This is a genomic window from Halopseudomonas salina (genome assembly GCF_014637955.1).
GTDB lineage: Bacteria > Pseudomonadota > Gammaproteobacteria > Pseudomonadales > Pseudomonadaceae > Halopseudomonas > Halopseudomonas salina.
Genome location: NZ_BMFF01000003.1, coordinates 113,851 through 132,691 on the forward strand (window position 1 = coordinate 113,851; position 18,841 = coordinate 132,691).

Here is an 18,841-nt window from a genome sequence, read left to right on the forward strand (position 1 = left end):
TGCATTTACACGCTGCTTGAAGAACAGCAGGGTGTTGGGGATGCTCGCTTCGTCTACGTCATCCATCAGCTGCGGGTAACCCACTTCCTCTTCGAGCTTGATGAGGGTGTAGGAACCGTTGGTCTGCGGCATGGCCTGCATGTACCAGCGCTTGATGTTTACGCGATAGCGGGTGTTGTGGTTCCAGACGACTTCCGCACCCGACTTTGGAATCGGGAAGGCAAAGGTGCCGTGGGAGAAGTTGTCCAGACCGTCACCACCGTTTACCAGCTTAGCTTGACCGGCGGTCTGCTTGACCTGGTCGTAGACGCTTTGCGGGTAGCCTACAGAGCGGTGTGTCTCGTACACCGGCATCTGGAAGGTTTCCGGGTAGCGCTCGAACATGGCGATATGGCCAGGGGTCAGATTATCGCGGTACTGCTGGTAGTTCTGCGCGGTAATCACGAACTGCGGCTGTTCGTTGGCGTAAGGATCCGACGAGAAGTTATCGGGCAGATCCTGACCTGCGTCCGAACCGATACCGCCAGTCCACTCAGGGATGGTGCCCGCTGCGTTACCAGCCTTTTCAGCGCCAATCGGAGTCAGGTTGTTGCCCAGTTGATTGATTTCGTCCTGCGTCAGGCTTTGTGCCATGACGCTGGTTGCCAGAAGGCTCAAAGCCAGTCCGCCGGCACTCAATAGAGTTTTTTGCATACGCATCATTATTTTATCTCTCCAGTTGCCAGTCTTAGAACGTTACGCTAACGCTAGCCGATACAAAGTCACGATCAACGCTGGTGTTGTACTTGCCATCGAAGAAATCGGTGTAGCCGAGGCTGGCAGAGTACTTGTTGGCGTAATCGGCATTCAGGGTGAAGTTGATAGCCTTGGCGCCCTCGTTGAAGTTAGGGCCCCAACCTTGAACGTCGTGTGACCAGCTCAATGTCGGTGTCAGGTTGACGCCGGCAAATACGTTGGAGTAGTTGAGTGCCGCACGTGCACGGTAGCCCCAGGAGCTGCTCGAGTAGAAGCCATCGCTTTCGCACCAGCTTGCACCACGACCGGTGTTTTGCGAGAAACAGGAGCCATCAGCAACAGGAGACTGACCGAACACCGAGTCACGACCGTAGAAAGTAGAACCGTCTGCGTCGCTCAAACTCTCGATGTAGTTGTAACCAACTTCACCCACCAACGAGAGACGGCTGGCGCCGAGAACCCGCTCGATAAAGTGAATGGCCGTGACCTGAGCCTGATAGATACCATTGCGATCGTAACCCTGGATGTAGTCACCAGCCGCGTAGGTCTCGTTAGGACGACCAATGAAGGCGCCTGAGCCGGTGAGAGCCGCGACGCTCATGCTGCCGGAAGTGACCTGCATGGGCTGATTCGGGCGATAGCTGACCTCACCACTAACGGCCGTGCCGCTAATGTTGGTCGCAAAGCTCAAACCATAAATACGAATGTCTTCGGGATATTCAAAGAAATAACCCGCACCGCCGGCAAGACCGCCAATACCGACAAGAGGCCCCTGGGTGTTGCTATAAATCGGCGCGCGACTATGAATGTTCATAGCGTAGAAGCCGAATTCGGTGTCGTTCAGCTCTGCTGCGTAATAACGAAACGCCAGGCCGTACTGACCGCTATCGCTTGCATCACGATCTTTGCCGTCACGGGCAATGATACGACCGTTAAGGGTTGGATCACCCTGGGGCGAGTCAGAGCCACCTACTACAAGACGGTCGTTACAACCGGTAGCCAGCGTATCTGCACCAAAGAATGTGCCGCAGTTATCGATTGCGAAGGGAGCCCACTTGAGCTGGTAGAAAGCTTCAAGGGAAAGGTTGTCGGTCAGGCCCTGGGAGACGTACAGCATCTCGACCGGGAGCAGACCTTCCTTGATTTCAGCGCCGGGACGACGGAAAGCAGCCACGTCCACCGGGTTGATTGCGTTAACCGAATTCTGGATGAATGTACTCTCACCCCAGCTAACCACCTGGCGACCCAGGCGAACGTTACCCGGCGTGTTGCCGATGGTGTAGTTGTGATAAACGAACGCATCCAGCAGTGCTGTACCAGCACCCTTGACCAGCGGTGGACGACCGTCATCATCTACATTGTAGAATTCCTGACTGCCGTCTTTGATCTCGGCGTCGTACCAGTATTTGCCACGGAAGAACGCACCGGAATCACCGTAGGACAGTTCCAGGTCATGAACGCCGCGGAAGATCTTTGAGAAAACATCGCCTGCTTCATAATTCAAGCGACCGTCGTCTGAGGTTCGAGCTGCACCTTGACCGCCTTGATTCTCACCATCAATGACGGTGCCGACGTGGATAAATCGCTTGTCTGCGCTTTGCGTAGACATACTCGCGCCGATAGAAAGCTGCGAGTCAAACTGCGCCTGAACGTCACCAATATTGAAAGCTACTGCACCTGCTGAACCCGAGAAGCTGGCCAGACCGATTGCCAGAGGCAACGCTGCGAGCGACCAAGCATGCATTTTTTTTGTCATTGTGCTGCTCCGTTAGATTGAATCATGGATACCAGCTAGCCCGGAGGTGTCTGGCATCGGAGACAAGTCTGTCACGGAGAATGAATTTGATTTGTCCGAAAAGGACTAATTCTTGGCCCCAAGGGGACATTCATTCAATGAATGTCCTTTATTAACCGCATGCAATTATCTGTTCCATTCTTTTGCATAATCGGTCTATTTGGCTTATGTTGACGATAGAAAGACCCAGAGTGAGACAAAAAATACAAGAATAAAACTGAGAGACTCTCCCGCATGAACCAGATCCTCCATCCGCTACCCTGTGAGCGGCTGCAAGAACGGGCATTTTGGGCTCAGGGCATAGGCCAGACCCTCGCAAAAGAATATGGCAAGTCTACTGACGACTTACCCGATGACCTGCAGCAGTACTTCGAACCGACAGACCTCAGCTCGGTGCAAATCAGCCAGACTGATATGAACCGCCTGTGGCATGCCGCTGGCAATCTTGCTCAGGACGATTGTTTTGGCCTCAAAATGGGACAGAACTATCGCTCCAATACCCTCAAGGTACTGGGCCTGGCCGCCGTTTCCAGTGCCACTGTGGGCGATGCTCTGCAGCGAGTGATTCGTTTTTTCTCCGTGTTCAGTACTCAGGTTCAGCTGTATTCGGTGGAAGACGATCAGCACATAACCGTCTATTTTCAGCCCCGCGGCACCCCACATCCGATGCACATGGAAGCCCTGTTGTCCCATTGCAAGCACATATGGGATGCACTGGGGCCGGCTACCAGCTCGATGGTGCTGGAAACCCGCTTGATTGGGGACCATGAACGGACACGCACGACCTGCGAAAACATCTTTGGCAAGCGTATCCGACCGGGCAGCAAACGGGTGGCCGTCAAGTTCAACAGACACATGATGAACACGCCCCTGCCCGCCGCTGATGCTTTTCTGGTCAAGCGTCTGGATGCGACGCTGGAGGATATGCTTGGGGCCGTGCCCAATATCGATTTTGCCGAGCAGGTGAAGCAGCGGATCCGCGTGCTGGTATCAGAACGTGAGGTGTCGGAAGACCTGGTGGCCACCCCCTTCAACATGAGCCCCAGGCATTTGCGCCGCAAGCTGAGCGAGACGCAGACGACCTATGAGAAGTTGCTGGATGAAGTGCGCATGGAGTTGGCTATTCGGTTGATCCAGGACGGCAAGTTGAACCTGGGCCGTATTGCCTTCGAGCTGGGGTTTCTGGATCCGAGCAGCTTCACCCGCGCCTTCCGCCGCTGGACCGGCATGAGCCCCACCGCCTTCCGCTCCCAGTCCCGCCAGGGCGGTAGTGTTACCGCTTGACAAACCCTTAAGGTCAAAATGGATTCCCGCGTTCGCGGGAATGACGGGGTGTGGGGCGGGAATGACCTCCCCCATCGTCATGCTCGCTTCCCCAGACTGTCAACCTCGCTTCCCCCACCGTCATCCTCGCCTTCACCCACCGCTATCCTCGCTCCACCCACCGCTATCCTCGCCCCACCCACCGTCATCCTCGCTTTCCCCATCGTCATCCTCGCGAAGGCGGGGATCCAAGCGGTAAACCAGCCACAGCAACGCCCCAGACATAATACCGCCCTCCAACCAATCGTCATCCTCGCGCACGCGGGGATCCATTTTGGGGGTAAAAAAAGCGGGTTCAGCATTATGTTTACGGAAATGCAGACAAAAAAAGGGAGCCCGAAGGCTCCCTTTCTTATTGCCCGAAGGCGACCAGCTTAGCGGATACCCGAGGAGCGCAGGGCTGCCGGGGTAAACTGGTTGTAGCTTGGCTCGAAGTCGAACTGCGGTGCAGAGACTTCTTCGGTGTACATGCCCAGGGCAATGTAACGACCGGCCAACAGGTCATACAGGGTCTCGATGGAGTAACCCGGGATCTTCTCTACGTAGTTGAAGGCGATGTGACCTTCACCAACGCGCCAGAGAGTACCACGACCATCGTAGTGGTCAGCCAGGTTGATCTGCCAGGAATCCTCGTCCATGAAGAAGTTACGCTGGGCGTAGATGTGACGCTGACCAGCCTTCACGTTGCCCTGAACTTCCCACACGCGGTGCAGCTCGAAGCGTGTGTGCTCGGGGTTGATGTGACCGGCTTTCAGTACGTCGTCATACTTCACTTCGCGCTGGGTCATCTTGTAGCTGTTGTACGGAACGTAGATTTCCTTCTTGCCAATCATCTTCCAGTCATAACGATCAGGTGCACCGTTATACATGGCGAAGTTGTCAGAAGTACGCATGCCGTCCGATGCAGTACCCGGGCCGTCATAAGCTACCTGAGGTGCGCGACGTACGCGACGCTGGCCGGCGTTGTAAACCCACGCCATGCGTGGCTCTTTCAACTGGTCCAGGGTGTCGTGTACCAGCAGTACGTTACCTGCCAGACGCGAAGGCGCGTTTACACGCTGCTTGAAGAACAGCAGGGTGTTAGGAATGGTCGACTCGTCGACGTCATCCATCAGCTGCGGGTAACCCACTTCCTCTTCGAGCTTGATGAGGGTGTAGGAACCGTTGGTCTGCGGCATGGCCTGCATGTACCAGCGCTTGATGTTCACGCGGTAGCGGGTGTTGTGGTTCCAGACGACTTCCGCACCCGATTTTGGAATCGGGAAGGCAAAGGTGCCGTGGGAGAAGTTGTCCAGACCATCACCACCGTTTACCAGCTTGGCTTGACCGGCGGTCTGCTTGACCTGGTCATACACAGCTTGTGGGTAACCGACCGAGCGATGCGATTTGTAGACCGGCATCTGGTACGTCTCGGGGTAACGCTCGAACATGGCGACCTGGCCAGGAGTCAGGTTTTCGCTGTACTGCTGGTAGTTCTGAGCAGTAATCACGAACTCTGGCTGCTCGTCGGCAAAGGGGTTGGACTGGAAGTTGTCGCCAATCATCTTGCCTGCGTCTGGACCCAGACCACCAGTCCACTCGGGAATGGTGCCTGCAGCGTTACCGGCTTTTTCTGCACCGATAGGCGTCAGGTTATTACCCAGCTGATTGATTTCGTCCTGCGTCAGGCTCTGGGCCATGACGCTGGATGCCAGGAGGCTTAAAGCCAGACCACCAGCACCCAGTAGGGTTTTTTGCATCTGCATCATTATTTTTATCCTCAGTTGCCTGTCTTAGAAATTCACACTGACACTGGCGGATGCGAAGTCGCGATCCACGTTGGTGTTGTATTTGCCATCAAAGAAATCGGTGTAGCTAAGGCTGGCAGTGTACTTGTTAGCATAATCGAAGTTCAGACCGAGGCTGACAGCCTTGGCGCCTTCAGTGAAGTTTGGACCGTAACCCTCAATATCATGCGACCAGGTCAGGCTCGGGCTTACGTTCACGCCTGCGAAAACGTTGGAGTAGTCCAGAGCAGCGCGTGCGCGGTAGCCATAGGACCAGTCAGTGTAAAAGCCATCGTTCTCACACCAGCTGTTCTGAAAGCCTTCCGAGCCATCATTGCCGGTTTGAGACGCACAGGTGCCTGCAGCCAAGGGTAATCCGTTAGCACCAACTTCGCCTGCTTGATACGGGCTTTGGCCGAACAGTGAATCACGACCATAACGAGTGTCGCCAAGACCGCCAATATAGTTCACGCCGGCTTCACCAACCAGAGAGAGGCGGCTTGCACCGAGCACTCGCTCAATAAAGTGAATGGCTGTAACTTGAGCCTGGTAGAACTCTTTGCGGTCATAGCCTTTCAGGTAATCGCCTGGGGCGAGCTGACCAGCCAGATCACGGTGAGTGTTATCCTGACCAAGACTTAGAGCAGTACGGCTCATATCACCAGTATTGATCTGCATAGGCATGTTGGGACGATAGCTGAACTCGCCACCGACAGAAGCTGGGCCGACCATGGTCTGGAAGCTTACGCCGTACAGGCGGATATCTTCTGGGTACTCGAAGAAATACCCTGCGGCGCCAGGTGTGCCGTCAATACCAGCAATGGTTCCGGCTTGGAGTAGAGCCAATTGAGCGTTAAGTGCGTTCTGCAGTGCAGCGATAGTCGCCGCCGGTGCTCCGTCAGCAACTGCTTGCTGCAATTGACCACCGATGGCAGCAGCTGTACCGCCGGGAACCAGACGATTACCTACGGTATTGCTGTAGAAAGGTGTACGGCTGTGATAATTCATCGCGTAAAAGCCGAATTCGGTGTCATTCAGCTCTTGAGCAAAGTAGCGAAAGGCAACACCGAATTGACCATCATCACTCGCGTCACGATCTTTCTCTGACCTGGAGATGATTGCCGAACCAGTGGTGTTATTACCCTGAGGATAGTCTGGCCCGTTTACGACCAAACGATCGTTACAGCCGGTAGCCAGGGTATCGGAACCAAAAAAGGTACCGCAGTTATCGATAGCGAAAGGTGCCCATTTGAGCTGGTAGAATGCTTCCATGGACAGGTTGTCGGTCAGACCCTGGGAGACGTACAACATCTCGACAGGCAACAGACCTTCCTTAATTTCCGCGCCTGGGCGACGGAAAGCGGCGACGTCAACAGGGTTGATCGAGTTGATCGAGTTCTGGATAAAAGTACTTTCACCCCAGCTCACAACCTGGCGACCCAGACGTACGTTACCTGGGTTATTGCCAATAGCGTAATTGTGGTAAACGAAAGCGTCGAGCAATGCTACGCCAGCACCTTTGACCAATGGTGGGCGACCATCATCCTGAATATCGTAAAAATCCTGGCTGCCGTCTTTGGTTTCAAAGTCGTACCAGTACTTGCCACGGAAGAACGCGCCGGAATCACCATAGGTGAAGCCCAGATCATGTACGCCTCGGAAGATCTTGGAGAAGAAATCACCAGACTCGTAGTTGAGGCGGCCGTCATCAGATGTACGTGCTACGGCCTTACCGTCCTGATCCACACCATCTACAGTGGTAGCATTGTGAATAAAGCGCTTGTCGGCGTCGGTAGTCGACATGCTGGCGCCGAGGGACAGTTGCGAGTCGAACTGAGCGCGAACTTCACCGATGTTGAAAGTAACTGCGTTAGCTGAACCGGTAAAACTGGCCAGACCGATTGCCAGTGGCAAGGCCGCGAGCGACCAAGCATGCATTTTTTTTGTCATTGTGCTGCTCCGTTTGGGTGACATGAACCTGTGTATCTGAAGACACGTTCAGGACAGAGGCAGTCTGGCATGCACTCCCCGTCGAAGACTTGACTTTGCAGGCCAATTTAATTGACTCTGCCGGCCATTCAGCTGATGAATCAGAATTAAATCTGTGCTTTCATGGATTGACACCTGAGGTCATTGAGTGGCGGATGCAGCATACCGCTCTGTACGGTGCCGGACCTCGACGAGCCTTCTGGGCCGGGTGTTTCGAAAGGTAACACCTTGCGCAATCAAAGGGCAGCACCCTTTTAAAGTAGCATGCTCCAAGGGTCACCCGAATGGGTTAGAGGATCGAAACAACGATCTGCAAAATCAGCACTAGCCGTTCCGCCAAGCGGAATGCGATTTCGTATAATCTACAGGGATAATCTCGACTGTATTACTGCGCGCACCACAGCTTTTTGTTTTAGACCTTGGATCATCCATCGGGAACCAGACATGTTGGATAGCTCGAACTCACAGACAGGAACAAGAACAGGGGAACGGGCGCTTTGGGTTCCATTGATCAACCAGGCCCTGCGTCAATACGAATGTTCCCTTGCCGATTCAAGTGTGGTGCAGAGCCTGTTCGGGGGCATGCCGCCCTCCTCCGGCTTTATCGATCAGGCTTCCTGCTCGCTGCTGTGGGCAGAGGCCGCGCAACTGGCCGACGATCCCCTGTTTGGCATGCGCATCCACAGGCTGTTCAACCCTACCTCGCTTAATGCGATTGCCCTGACCAGCCAGGCCAGCCCGACGCTGGGCACGGCCTTGACCAACCTGATCCGCTTCTTTCCGATCGCCAGTACCCAGGTGAAGCTGGAGACCCGCAAGGGTGAAGACGCCATGTTGATGGTATTGCGCGCCCAGGGCGAGCCCCATCAGCAGCACCTCGAGGCGCTGGTCGGCTACCTGTGCCATCTGGTGCACAAGCTCGATCAGGACAACCTGGGATTGCTCAAGGGCGTGGCCCTGGCACGCAGCGATGCCGGCGAACTCGAGATGTGCGCGCGTCTGCTGGGCTGTCCGGTCAGCGCCAGCACCGAGGGTTGCTATCTGATGCTGGAGGAAACCCTGCTCGCCAAACCCCTGGCCAGCGCGGACTCCTTTCTGTTGCCGCGGTTTATCGAGGCCATGGAGGATCTGCTGGCCAATATGCCGAGCAATGACCTGGTTGAGCAGGTCAAGCGGCGTATTCAGGTGCTACTTGGGTCTGGGGATATGTCCGAGGAGCGGGTTGCGGTGCCGATGAATATCAGTCCGCGGCATTTGCGCCGTAAATTGAGCGCCGAGGGCACCTCTTACGAGCAGCTGGTGGATGAGGTGCGCAAGGAAGGGGCCATCCGGATGATCAGCCAGGGACAGTTGTCCCTGACCAGCATTGCCTATGAACTGGGCTTTCTGGACCCCAGCAGCTTTACCCGCGCATTTCGCCGCTGGACCGGCATGAGCCCCACGGCGTTCAGGTCAATGCAGCGCGGTGCCGACTCCCGACAACCCGCCGGGAACTGACAGCACCTGGCACCACCCGGCAGGTTATTCAGGCTTGACGAACAACAGCGTCATACGGTCGCTTTCGCCGATTCCCATGTACTGAATCCGGTTCTCATTGCCCCCGCGCAGGGTGGGCGGCAGGCTCCAGACGCCATCAGGGTGGTCACCCATGTCCTGGGGGTTCTGGTTGATCGCGCTGCGCGACACCAGCTCGAAGCCCGCTTCCAGCGCCAGCTCGGTGACAAGTTCTTCCGACACGTATCCGGTATCGATCATCTCCTGCAGCTCGACACCCGGCCGCGCGCGATGCTCAACCAGGCCCATCATGCCGCCGGGCTTGAGTACATCGAACATCTTGGCAAAGACCGTGCGGGTCTCGTCCATGCCGACGGCGAGCCAGTTGTGCACATTGCGAAAGGTCACCACACGGTCTGCAGTGCCCGACTCGGCTATCGGGTTGTTCGGATCGTAGTCGAGGGTGGCCAGATCGACATTCTCGTAGACGTCGCGGCGGCTGAGCAGGCGCTCGTAGTCCGCGCGCGATTCCTTGAAGAACTCAACATCGCTGTCTTCCGGGAAATGCGCTGCGATCAGTTTGCCTTCCTCATGCAGCAGAGGCGCGAGGATTTCGGTGTACCAGCCGCCGCCTGGCCATATCTCGACCACGGTGTGATCATCACGAATGCCGAAGAATTCCAGGGTCGGCTGCGGGTTGCGGTGGGCGTCGCGCATGATGTTGGAGATTGAGCGTGTGGTGCTGCCCACCGCATCGCGTATGGCCGCGGTGTCTTCAAAACTCAGCACGGGTGGCTGGATGGTCGACAGCGGCGCGGCGCTGGTGGGCGGGGTCTGAGCCATCACCGGTGAGACCGCAGACATGCCGAACACACACACGGCTCCGATTAAAAAATGGCGCATTGTCTTCTCCTGACTGGTTACTTGTTACATCCAGCCTAACAGTTGGATACACAAGGTTCATGTTTGCCATGGGTTTTTTGCTACCAAGCTGTAACAATCAGTCACCTGTTGAATCAAAAAAGTGACCACCCTGGCGATTCAGTGGCAACTCACTCAAATGGAGCATCCTGTGCGCGACACGCTACCGCTTCTGGACAATCTATCGTTCCCGGCGATTGCCCGTTCCAGCCTGCAGACGCTGCAGGTGAATCTGACGTACACCTGCAATCAACGTTGCCTGCATTGCCACGTGAACGCCGGCCCGACACGCACCGAAGCGATGAGCGATCAGGTGCTGGCTACCCTGTATGACGTTATCGACGCCCATTCGGTTCAAATACTGGACCTCACCGGCGGTGCGCCGGAGATGCATCCGCGGTTTCGCGAGATAGTCGCCCATGCCCGTCGGGAGGGTTTGCAGGTTATCGACCGCTGTAATCTGACCATTCTGACCGAGCCAGGTTACGAAGGTTTGGCAGAGTTTCTGGCCGAGCAGCAGGTGATCGTCTCCGCTTCCCTGCCCTGCTATTCCCGCGACAACGTTGACAAGCAGCGTGGCGATGGTGTGTTCGAGCGCAGTATTCAGGGTCTGCAGATGCTCAACGCTTTGGGTTACGGCCAGCCGGACAGCGATCTGCAGCTAAATCTTGTCTACAACCCCCAGGGCCCCAGCCTGCCACCACCCCAGGCAGCTCTGCAGGCGGACTATAAAAGCCATCTGCTGGAAGACTTCGGCATCGTGTTCGACCAGCTGCACACCATTACCAATCAGCCGATCGCACGCTTTGGCAGCACCCTGGTCAGTAAAGGCCAGTTCAACGACTACATGCAGCTGCTGCGTGACAACTTCAGTGAACAGAACATGGCGGGGTTGATGTGCCGCACGATGGTCAGTGTGGATTGGCAGGGCTATCTGTATGACTGCGATTTCAACCAGATGCTGGATCTACCCATGAATCTGCTCGCCCGGGACCGCAGCCATCTGAGCGATTTGCTGGGCAGTAATGTGGAGAACAACCCCATAGTGACCCGCGACCATTGTTTTGCCTGTACCGCCGGGCAAGGGTCCAGTTGTGGTGGGGCGTTGGGGTAGGTTTCGGAGTGGGTTTCCGGGAGTGTCGAGTTCCATCTCGACCAGCGGTGTGGCTGCTACCACTCTGCCGAGGTGGAACTCGGCCATTCCCGGGGGTGGGCTTCCGGGAGTGTCGAGTTCCATCTCGACCAAGGGTGTAGCTGCTACTACCCTGCCGAGGTGGAACTCGGCCATTCCCGGGGGTGGGCTTCTGGGAGTGTCGAGTTCCATCTCGACCAAGGGTGCGGCTGCTACTACCCTGCCGAGCTGGAACTCGGCCATTCCCAGGGGTGGGCTTCTGGGAGTGTCGAGCTCCATCTCGACCAAGGGTGTGGCTGGGACCACTCTGCCGAGCTGGAACTCGGCCATTCCCAGGGGTGGGCTTCTGGGAGTGTCGAGTTCCATCTCGACGGGTTTGAGTTTGACCGTAACAACAACTTGACGATGGAAGCAGCATGCAATTGACCAGCTGGGTGGGCGTGTTTTTTTGGGGATTTCTGGTGGTGTACGGGGCGATGATGTATTGGTTGTCGCCCCGCACCGTGACCCTTGGCGGTTTTTTCAATGGTGAAGACAGCGCTGGCCGCAAGGCGTCCCCTTTTCTGTTGACCACCAGCATCTTTATCAGCTGGATTTTCGCCAAATCGGTCACCAACGCCGCTAACCTGGGCGCCGAGTTCGGCCTGGTCGGCGGTCTGGCATATGCCACTTACTGGCTCTCCATTCCTCTGTGCGGACTGGTCATCTACCGCTTGCGCCGCCACTTTGGCGCGACCGGCATGGTGCAGTTTCTGACCTCCCACTATGGCCGGGCCGCGGCGTTGGCCTTTACCGCCGCCATCCTGATCCGCCTGTTCAACGAAGTGTGGAGCAACACGGCCGTGGTCGGTGGTTACTACGGTGAAAGTGGCAGCATCGAATTTATCGGCGCGGCCCTACTGTTTACCGCCGTCACACTGGCCTACAGCCTGCGCGGCGGGCTGCGCAGCTCCATTCTCACTGACGCGGCCCAGGCGGCCATCTTTGTGGTGGCTCTGGTCGCCGTGCTGGGCCTGGTCCTGCCGCAACACTCCCCAGCCGAACTAGCCAGCACCAGCAACTGGGCTTTGAACGCCGGCGTGGATCTGCTGCTGGTTGCCTGTCTGCAACTGGTCAGCTATCCCTTCCATGATCCGGTGCTGACCGACCGCGGTTTTATCAGCGAAGAAAAGAGCATGCTCAAGGCCTTCGGTGTGGCCGGTGTGCTGGGGTTCTTTGCGATTCTGGCCTTCAGTCTGATTGGTGTGCATGCCGACCTTGTAGGCATGGCGGCATCAGGTAACGTCCCGGCTGACCTGGCCCGCGCAATGGGCTTGGCTGCCCTGGTAGTGATGACCATTGTGATGATCTCTGCTGCCGGCTCGACCCTGGACTCGACGTTTTCCAGCCTGGCCAAACTGGTCGGCCGAGAACTCCCTGCGCTGGCTGGCAAGGATCTGGGCCGCAAGGCACTGGGAGTGGGCATGAGCACCATGGTGCTCTTTGCCCTGTTCGGCAATCTGCCGATGCTGGCCGGTACCGATATTCTCAAGGCGACGACCATCAGCGGGACCATGGTGATGGGACTGGCGCCAGTGTTTGTGCTGCACGGCTTTGTCACGCCAACCCGGGCGGGCTTTCACCTGAGTTTTTGGGCGGGCCTGGCACTGGGCATTGCCCTGACCATCGGCTGGATACCCGCGAGCTGGGCGATTGGCGATGGCAAATATGCGCTACTGTTGGGCACCAACCTGTACGGCCTGTTGCTGTGCACTGCGCTCTATCTGATTCCCGGCTGGCTACAGCGCCCGGCTGTTGGGAGCGCCGCATGACCGCCGGACGCAGCTGCCCGCTGGATTACCATCTGCCGTCAGACAGCTTTGCCGGGGCGCCGCTGTTTGACCGCCAAACGCTGTATATCGTCGGCGGCCTGTATGGCAATCGCCAGGCGCTTACGGCCCTGGAAAAACGCCTGGCCGCCGAGCCTGATGCCAAAGCCGTGTTCAATGGGGACATGCACTGGTTTGATGTGGAGCCTGCGCTGTTCAGCGAGATCGAAACGCGCCTGGCCGCACATACCCTGCTGCGGGGCAATGTCGAAACCGAATTGGGACGACCCGACGACAGCGCCGCCGGCTGCGGCTGCGCCTATCCCGACGCGGTAGACGACCACACCGTAGAGCGCTCCAATCAGATTCACGCGCGGTTGAGCAGCACCGTGAACCAGTTACCCGGCATGGCAAAGCAGCTGGCTGACCGCCCTGCGACGGCGCTGGTCAGCGTCGCCGGCAAACGCATTGCGATCACCCACGGCGATGAAACCTCCCTGGCTGGCTGGGCATGCGCGCGCTCCGTCCTTGCTGAGCCTGCCCGCCAGCAGGCATTGCAGGCTTGGGCTGCCAGCAATCACATCAGCGTTCTGGCCACCAGCCACACCTGCGCGCCAGCGGCGCTGGCCATGGCGGAACAGGCCGTACCGGGACTGGCGATTATCAACAACGGCGCCGCCGGCATGCCGAATTTCAATAATGGCCGTTACGGCCTGGTCACGCGCATAAGCACTCACGCCCATCCCTCGGCAATCTATCGCGCTCAGTGTGATGGCCTGGTGGTGGAAGCGATCCCACTGAACTATTCACACGACGGCTTTATGGACGATTTCGATCGGCAGTGGCCGGAGAATAGCCCGGCAGCCCTGTCTTATCGTGAGCGGATACTGCGTGGAACCGCGGATGCGCCAGCTGATGCGATGCTCGGCGGTTTTGTGCTGGGCCAGACGCTGTGCGCGATGACAGCGCTGGATTAACTTATGTGTCGGCCTGGTCGGGATCGACCGGGTTGCGACGCACAACGTCGTGATAAATCTGCTCGGCGGCCTGTTTCAGTTGCTGGGCCTGCTCCAGTGACATGCTGGTCATGCAAAAAAGTTTCAAGGGGATGTCGCTGGCCTGTTCACGCATCTGTGCGCCCGGGTCGGTCAGAACGATAAGCCACTGGCGCTCGTCTTCAGTGCTCTTGCGCCGCTGCACCAGCGCCTTCTGCTCCAGACGCTTGAGGATCGGCGTCAGGGTGCCGGCGTCTAGACGGGTGTCTTCGACCAGTTGCTTGATGGGCACGGCGTCGTGTTCCCAGAGCGCCAGCATGACCAGGTACTGCGGATACGTTAGCCCCAATGGCTCGAGCAGCGGCCGATAGGCCCGCACCATGGCGTTGCTGGCGCTATAGAGCGAGTGGCAGAGCTGATTGCGTAACAACAGGCGACTGCTGGCATCAGATAAGGGAGCGCTTGGGGTTGAGTCAGGCATGAAGCGTCTCGTGCTGGTGGATACGGGATTTATTTTGCGCACAAGGTATTGACCCGTCAATAGCTGTGGCCTATTGTTTTGCGCACAAGATAGTTTGCTCGCTCACTGGATCAAGGAAGCGCACTAATGAAGATATTGATGATCATTGCCCTGGTACTCATCACCCTGGTCGCCGTCGCCTTCGGTTATATCTACTGGCAGAACAGCCAGGTGCCAACGCTGGGGCATAACAGCGGGCAACTCACGCCCCTGAGTGGCAACCCCAATGGCGTGAGTACCCAGACCGACGACGGCGAGAAGGCAGTCGACCCCTGGCCGTTCAAGGCAGATCGGGCCGCTACCATGCAGGCCATCAAGGATGCTCTGGCCGCCCATGGTGGCGCCGAGGTAGTACGTGAGGAAGAGGATTACCTTCGCGTGGTGTTTGTCACCCCGAAAATGCGCTTTCGCGATGACGCCGAGTTCTATCTGGACGAAACAACCCGCCAGGTGCATTTTCGCTCGGAAAGCCGTGCGGGCAAGTCGGACCTGGGGCTCAATCGCCAGCGCCACGAGCAGTTGACCACCCTGTACGCCCGTTAAGATCAGCCGTCCTTTATTTTCGCAGTCTGGAGTATCCGCACCATGAAAACCGGCAAGATCATTGTTTTACTCGTCATCGCCGCGTTGGTCGCGGGGTTCTTCCTGCTGGACCTGAACCAGTACTTCAGTCTGGAGGCAATCAAGGCCCAGCAAGCCACGCTCAACGCCCAGGTGAGTGCCAACCCCTGGCTGGCTGGCGGCATCTTCTTCGGCATTTATGTGCTGGTCACGGCGCTGTCCCTGCCCGGTGCCGCGCTGATGACCCTGCTCGGTGGCGCACTCTTCGGTATTGGCTGGGGTCTGTTGATCGTATCCTTCGCCTCCACTATGGGTGCCACGCTGGCGATGCTGATCAGCCGTTTTCTGCTGCGTGACTGGGTGCAGGCGCGCTTTGGCAGCAAACTCAAGTCCATCGACCGCGGTATTGAGCGCGAGGGCGCCTTTTACCTGTTCGCCCTGCGTCTGGTACCGGCGTTTCCGTTCTTTGTGATCAACCTCGCCATGGGTCTGACGCGCATCAAGGTGGGCACCTATTGGGTGGTGAGCCAGATCGGCATGTTGCCGGGCACACTGGTGTATGTGAATGCCGGTCGTCAGCTGGGTGAGCTGGAGTCGCTGGGCGGCATCCTGTCGGTCGACCTGATTGGCGCCTTTGTGCTGCTGGGCCTGTTCCCGCTGGTCGCGCGCAAGATTGTCGATTTCGTCAAGGCCCGGCGGGTTTATAAAGGCTGGAACAAGCCAAAGCACTTTGACCGCAACCTGGTGGTGATTGGCGCCGGCAGTGGCGGTCTGGTCAGCGCTTATATAGCAGCGGCCGTCAAAGCCAACGTCAGCCTGATTGAAAAACACGCCATGGGCGGCGATTGCCTGAACACCGGCTGCGTGCCCTCCAAGGCGCTGATCCGCTCGGCCAAACTGGCTGCCGAGGTCAATCGTGCCCATGCGCTGGGTTACAACGAGGCCAGCGCCAGTGTGAACTTTGCGCGGGTGATGGATCGCATACAGCGGGTGATCCGCGATATTGAACCCCACGATTCGGTAGAGCGCTATACCGATCTGGGCGTAGAGGTGCATCAGGGCGCGGCGACTATTCTTTCGCCGTGGGAAGTCGAGGTGAACGGGCAGACTTTGACCACGCGAAACATCATCATCGCCGCCGGCGCCCGCCCCTTCATGCCGCCGATACCGGGACTGGATCAGGCCAATGCCTACAACTCGGACACCATCTGGGGTCTGCGTGATCAGCCCAAACGCCTGTTGATTCTGGGTGGCGGACCGATCGGCTGCGAGTTGTCCCAGGCTTTCCAGCGCTTGGGCAGCCAGGTGATTCAGGTGGAGCGTGGTGATCGATTGCTGTCGAAAGAGGATCCCGATGCCGCCGAACTGGTCATGAAAACGCTGCGCGAAGAAGGTGTGGATCTGCGCCTGCAACACAACGCCGAGCGCTTCGAGAAAATCGACGGGCAGGATCAACTGATCGCTCGTAACCTGCAGACCGATGAGGAGGTCGCCATTGCCTTTGATGCGGTGCTGGTGGCGGTCGGCCGCAAGGCCAATACCGAAGGCTATGGCATCGAGAAGCTGGAGCTGGTCAAACGCGACAACGGCACACTGGATACCGACGAGTTTTTGGCTACGCGTTATCCCAATATCTACGCCGTCGGCGATGTGACCGGGCCCTACCAGTTCACCCACGTATCGGCGCATCAGGCCTGGTATGCGGCAGTGAATGCGCTCTTTGGTACCTTCAAGCGCTTCAAGGTGGATTACCGGGTGATCCCACGGGTGACCTTTACCGATCCCGAAGTAGCGACCGTGGGCCTGACCGAGGCCGATGCCAAGGAGCAGGATGTGCAGTACGAGATCACCCGCTACGGCATCGACGATCTGGACCGCGCGATTGCCGACCAGGCTGCTGAAGGCTATGTGAAAGTGCTCACCGTGCCGGGCAAGGACACGATTCTGGGTGTGACCATTGTTGGCGCCCATGCTGGCGAGCTGCTGGCCGAATACGTGCTGGCCATGAAATACAAACTGGGTCTGAACAAGATCCTGGGCACCATACACAGCTACCCGACCATGGCCGAAGCCAACAAATTCGCCGCCGGCGAATGGAAACGCGCCCATGCACCGGAGAAACTGCTGCAATGGGTCGCCAAGTTCCACCGCTGGCGCCTGGGCAGCTGAATGCCCTGGCTGTCGGTAGTCATCCCCGTGCGCAATGAGGCACCTGGCATCGTTCAGGTGCTGGAGCCGTTGCAGGGATTGCGCGGCGAGATCGAGATTATTCTGGTGGATGGGGGGAGTGAGGACGCTACCGTTGAATTGGCGGGGCCGCTGGTGGATCAGGTGGTCGAGTCTGCGTCAGGGCGAGCGAGGCAGATGAATGCTGGAGCGGCTGTGGCGAGGGGTGCGGTGTTGTTGTTTCTGCATGCGGATACGCGGTTGCCGGAGGGGTTCTTGCGAATGATTGCGGACGTCGCCATCCCGCCTACGCAATGCACAAACCCGCTCTTTTCAAACCCGAAAATGGATCCCCGCGTTCCCGCCCCCAACCCCGTCATTCCCGCGCACGCGGGAATCCATTTTGACCTTCAGGCCACACCGCGCCCAGAACCCGACCACTCAGCGCACCCGAACCCGACAATGGATCCCCGCGTTCGCGAGGATGACGTTGGGGGGGAGTCCGTGCTTCCTGACTCCCACCCCGTCATTCCCGCGCACGCGGGAATCCATTTTGACCTTGGTCCAGCATCCCACCAGGCGCCGCAATACCAATGGGGTCGGTTCGATGTGTGCCTTGTGCCCTCCTCCCCGACCCTCAAAATGGTCGCCTGGATGATGAATCATCGCTCGCGCCTCACGGGCATCTGCACGGGCGATCAGGCCATCTTCGTGCGGCGGGACCTGTTCAACAAATTGGGCGGCTATGCCGATATTCCGCTTATGGAAGACATCGAGCTGACCAGGCGCCTCAAGCGCATCTGCCCACCGGCCCGCATCCGCCACCCCCTCACCACCTCCAGCCGGCGCTGGCAGCAAAATGGCGTATTCAAAACAATCGGACTGATGTGGTGGCTGCGGCTGCAATACTGGGTGGGCGTCTCCCCTGCCAGGCTGGCGCAAAAGTATTATCCTGCCCGCGTGCCCAAACCATGAGTCCGCCATGACTGTTCGCCCGCTGATCATCTTCGCCAAGGCCCCCGTTCCCGGTCAGGTGAAGACGCGCCTGATCCCCGCGCTGGGCCCCGAGGGCGCCTGTGCCTTGTATGAAAAACTGCTGCGTCACACGCTGGAAAAGACCCGTAACTGGCCCGGCGAGCGGCTTCTGTACTGCGCCCCGGATACCACTCACCCGGTCATCCAGTCCTTGGCCCATGAACATCAATTGACCCTGCGCCAACAGCAGGGCGGAGATCTGGGCGAGCGTATGGCCAACGCCCATGCGGACCACCCCAACGGCGCCCTTCTGATCGGCACGGATTGCCCGCTGCTCGACTGCGCTCATCTGCATGCAGCCAACCAGGCCCTGGCTCAGCACGATATCGCGATCATCCCCAGCGAAGACGGTGGCTATGTTCTGATTGGCCAGCGCGTACCGCATATAACTCCTTTCAATAACATGACCTGGAGCCATGCCGATGTGCTGACTGACACGCAGGAACGCGTCACCGGTGCCGGTCTGACCCTTTGGCTGGGCGCTACCCTGTGGGATCTGGATGAGCCCGAAGACCTGCAACGGCTTGCCGCTGCGGGTATCTCGACTGAGCTCGCACTAAGCTAATACAGCGCCGAGTCATTGGTCACTGATAATACTCCC

General features: G+C 57.9%; 16 protein-coding genes. 9 read left to right on the top strand and 7 right to left on the bottom strand.

Annotation, left to right across the window (positions count from 1 at the left end):
• Both IEV54_RS07930 and IEV54_RS07935 read right to left on the bottom strand, forming a co-directional pair.
• A partial coding sequence (locus IEV54_RS07930) for a DUF1329 domain-containing protein (RefSeq protein ID WP_373286437.1) occupies positions 1-693 on the bottom strand: 693 nt, incomplete at its 3' end.
• 34 nt (positions 694-727) lie between these two features.
• A complete protein-coding gene (locus tag IEV54_RS07935; RefSeq protein ID WP_150278576.1) occupies positions 728-2,491 on the bottom strand; it encodes a DUF1302 domain-containing protein in 1,764 nt (587 codons plus the stop codon).
• 273 nt (positions 2,492-2,764) lie between these two features.
• Here IEV54_RS07935 and IEV54_RS07940 point away from each other — a divergent pair, with 273 nt between their 5' ends.
• Positions 2,765-3,814, top strand: coding sequence for a helix-turn-helix domain-containing protein (locus IEV54_RS07940; RefSeq protein WP_150278577.1), 1,050 nt, complete (start codon positions 2,765-2,767; stop codon positions 3,812-3,814).
• Between the two features lie 132 nt (positions 3,815-3,946).
• Here IEV54_RS07940 and IEV54_RS07945 read toward each other — a convergent pair whose 3' ends face one another.
• From IEV54_RS07945 to IEV54_RS07955, 3 genes are all read right to left on the bottom strand, one after another.
• Positions 3,947-4,114, bottom strand: coding sequence for a hypothetical protein (locus tag IEV54_RS07945; RefSeq protein WP_188434376.1), 168 nt, complete (start codon positions 4,112-4,114; stop codon positions 3,947-3,949).
• Between the two features lie 113 nt (positions 4,115-4,227).
• Positions 4,228-5,592 carry a DUF1329 domain-containing protein gene (locus IEV54_RS07950; RefSeq protein WP_150278691.1) on the bottom strand — a complete coding sequence of 455 codons (1,365 nt, stop codon included), beginning with the start codon at positions 5,590-5,592 and terminating at the stop codon, positions 4,228-4,230.
• Between the two features lie 33 nt (positions 5,593-5,625).
• Positions 5,626-7,569, bottom strand: coding sequence for a DUF1302 domain-containing protein (locus tag IEV54_RS07955; protein ID WP_150278578.1), 1,944 nt, complete (start codon positions 7,567-7,569; stop codon positions 5,626-5,628).
• 483 nt (positions 7,570-8,052) lie between these two features.
• On the opposite strand from IEV54_RS07955, the gene IEV54_RS07960 reads away from it, so the two are divergent.
• Complete coding sequence (locus IEV54_RS07960) at positions 8,053-9,105, top strand: helix-turn-helix domain-containing protein (protein WP_188434378.1); 1,053 nt, start codon at positions 8,053-8,055, stop codon at positions 9,103-9,105.
• A 24-nt stretch (positions 9,106-9,129) separates the two neighbouring features.
• On the opposite strand, the gene IEV54_RS07965 is transcribed toward IEV54_RS07960, so the two are convergent.
• The gene (locus IEV54_RS07965) at positions 9,130-10,005 is read right to left on the bottom strand and encodes a class I SAM-dependent methyltransferase (protein WP_223825511.1); all 876 of its coding nucleotides are present in this window, start codon (positions 10,003-10,005) and stop codon (positions 9,130-9,132) included.
• 169 nt (positions 10,006-10,174) lie between these two features.
• Here IEV54_RS07965 and arsS point away from each other — a divergent pair, with 169 nt between their 5' ends.
• The 3 genes from arsS (at position 10,175) to IEV54_RS07980 (ending at position 13,940) form a co-directional block, all read left to right on the top strand.
• On the top strand, positions 10,175-11,137 hold the full coding sequence (gene arsS / locus IEV54_RS07970; protein ID WP_150278580.1) for an arsenosugar biosynthesis radical SAM (seleno)protein ArsS: 963 nt from the start codon (positions 10,175-10,177) through the stop codon (positions 11,135-11,137).
• A 434-nt stretch (positions 11,138-11,571) separates the two neighbouring features.
• On the top strand, positions 11,572-12,966 hold the full coding sequence (locus tag IEV54_RS07975; RefSeq protein WP_150278582.1) for an SLC5/6 family protein: 1,395 nt from the start codon (positions 11,572-11,574) through the stop codon (positions 12,964-12,966).
• Positions 12,963-13,940, top strand: a complete 978-nt coding sequence (locus IEV54_RS07980; protein ID WP_150278583.1) for a hypothetical protein — start codon at positions 12,963-12,965, stop codon at positions 13,938-13,940. Before IEV54_RS07975 ends, IEV54_RS07980 begins: the two co-directional genes overlap by 4 nt.
• Before the next feature lies 1 nt (position 13,941).
• Here IEV54_RS07980 and IEV54_RS07985 read toward each other — a convergent pair whose 3' ends face one another.
• Entirely contained in the window at positions 13,942-14,439 is a 498-nt protein-coding gene (locus tag IEV54_RS07985; RefSeq protein WP_150278584.1) for a MarR family winged helix-turn-helix transcriptional regulator, read from the bottom strand.
• A 126-nt stretch (positions 14,440-14,565) separates the two neighbouring features.
• On the opposite strand from IEV54_RS07985, the gene IEV54_RS07990 reads away from it, so the two are divergent.
• Genes IEV54_RS07990 through IEV54_RS08005 form a run of 4 tightly spaced genes read left to right on the top strand, consistent with a single transcriptional unit; the run spans position 14,566 to position 18,805 of the window.
• On the top strand, positions 14,566-15,021 hold the full coding sequence (locus tag IEV54_RS07990) for a DUF1499 domain-containing protein (protein ID WP_150278585.1): 456 nt from the start codon (positions 14,566-14,568) through the stop codon (positions 15,019-15,021).
• A 42-nt stretch (positions 15,022-15,063) separates the two neighbouring features.
• Positions 15,064-17,208, top strand: coding sequence for a dihydrolipoyl dehydrogenase family protein (locus IEV54_RS07995; RefSeq protein WP_150278586.1), 2,145 nt, complete (start codon positions 15,064-15,066; stop codon positions 17,206-17,208).
• Positions 17,209-18,180: a TIGR04283 family arsenosugar biosynthesis glycosyltransferase gene (locus IEV54_RS17340; RefSeq protein WP_229734542.1), complete on the top strand. Its 972-nt coding sequence runs from the start codon at positions 17,209-17,211 to the stop codon at positions 18,178-18,180.
• 7 nt (positions 18,181-18,187) lie between these two features.
• The gene (locus IEV54_RS08005) at positions 18,188-18,805 is read left to right on the top strand and encodes a TIGR04282 family arsenosugar biosynthesis glycosyltransferase (RefSeq protein ID WP_150278587.1); all 618 of its coding nucleotides are present in this window, start codon (positions 18,188-18,190) and stop codon (positions 18,803-18,805) included.
• Positions 18,806-18,841 lie beyond the last annotated feature (36 nt).

Excerpts from the sequence above, each read along its gene's own strand:
- IEV54_RS07935 (WP_150278576.1), bottom strand. The coding sequence starts at position 2,491 with ATGACAAAAAAAATGCATGCTTGGTCGCTCGCAGCGTTGCCTCTGGCA.
- IEV54_RS07940 (WP_150278577.1), top strand. The coding sequence starts at position 2,765 with ATGAACCAGATCCTCCATCCGCTACCCTGTGAGCGGCTGCAAGAACGG.
- IEV54_RS07950 (WP_150278691.1), bottom strand. The coding sequence starts at position 5,592 with ATGCAAAAAACCCTACTGGGTGCTGGTGGTCTGGCTTTAAGCCTCCTG.
- IEV54_RS07955 (WP_150278578.1), bottom strand. The coding sequence starts at position 7,569 with ATGACAAAAAAAATGCATGCTTGGTCGCTCGCGGCCTTGCCACTGGCA.
- IEV54_RS07960 (WP_188434378.1), top strand. The coding sequence starts at position 8,053 with ATGTTGGATAGCTCGAACTCACAGACAGGAACAAGAACAGGGGAACGG.
- IEV54_RS07965 (WP_223825511.1), bottom strand. The coding sequence starts at position 10,005 with ATGCGCCATTTTTTAATCGGAGCCGTGTGTGTGTTCGGCATGTCTGCG.
- IEV54_RS07975 (WP_150278582.1), top strand. The coding sequence starts at position 11,572 with ATGCAATTGACCAGCTGGGTGGGCGTGTTTTTTTGGGGATTTCTGGTG.
- IEV54_RS07980 (WP_150278583.1), top strand. The coding sequence starts at position 12,963 with ATGACCGCCGGACGCAGCTGCCCGCTGGATTACCATCTGCCGTCAGAC.
- IEV54_RS07985 (WP_150278584.1), bottom strand. The coding sequence starts at position 14,439 with ATGCCTGACTCAACCCCAAGCGCTCCCTTATCTGATGCCAGCAGTCGC.
- IEV54_RS07990 (WP_150278585.1), top strand. The coding sequence starts at position 14,566 with ATGAAGATATTGATGATCATTGCCCTGGTACTCATCACCCTGGTCGCC.
- IEV54_RS07995 (WP_150278586.1), top strand. The coding sequence starts at position 15,064 with ATGAAAACCGGCAAGATCATTGTTTTACTCGTCATCGCCGCGTTGGTC.
- IEV54_RS17340 (WP_229734542.1), top strand. The coding sequence starts at position 17,209 with ATGCCCTGGCTGTCGGTAGTCATCCCCGTGCGCAATGAGGCACCTGGC.
- IEV54_RS08005 (WP_150278587.1), top strand. The coding sequence starts at position 18,188 with ATGACTGTTCGCCCGCTGATCATCTTCGCCAAGGCCCCCGTTCCCGGT.